The organism is Aminobacter sp. P4_D5 (assembly GCF_056401815.1).
Genome location: NZ_JBFUIP010001168.1, coordinates 1 through 567 on the forward strand (window position 1 = coordinate 1; position 567 = coordinate 567).

Annotated in this window: 1 protein-coding gene; it reads right to left on the reverse strand. The window is 72.0% G+C overall.

Features of this window, described 5'->3' with window-relative positions; genetic code table 11:
* Positions 1–164: 164 nt before the first annotated feature.
* Positions 165–567 (reverse strand): hypothetical protein (locus AC1DWF_RS37295; protein WP_476843453.1); only part of this gene is annotated, 403 nt, incomplete at its 5' end.

Consider the following 567-nt stretch of genomic DNA (forward strand, 5'->3'; position numbering starts at 1 on the left):
CGGACAGGCAGCGGCGCACCTTCGAATCGGCGAAGCAGGCCATCTCAAATCATGGGCAGTTTCCAGCCACATTGGACATGCCTGCTGGAGTGCAGGCTTGCGCCCTTGCCGCCATCACGCGGGATCGCGCATGCAGGAAGCCCGCCGGCCCGGCGTCGGGCAGGTCAGATGGTCCCGTAATGCTCCAACCAGTCGAGATCGGGGCACAGCAAGAGCTCGTCGCGCCGGTCTGCCCGCATCAGCGCGCGGCGCAGTGCGACGTCGATCGCCACGTCGTCGAGCAGAACCCGCGGCTCCTGCGCCGCATCGAAGCCCACCACATGCGGGAAGGCGGCGACGCAGGCGGCCAGCAGCGCGCGCGGACCGGCGGCGTCGACCACCAGCTCCCCGAGATCGAAGCTGACGATGGTCAGCGTGCCGCGCTCCAGCAGCCAGGGCGCCATCTGGGCCGCCAGCCGCGCGGCGCCCGGCTCGCCAAGGCGCAGCAGGTCGAGCCGGTCCAGCCCCTCGCGGGCCAGCACCCCCGGGATCTCTCCGAGCGGAATGGCGCGCGCAGCCGCCCGCGCC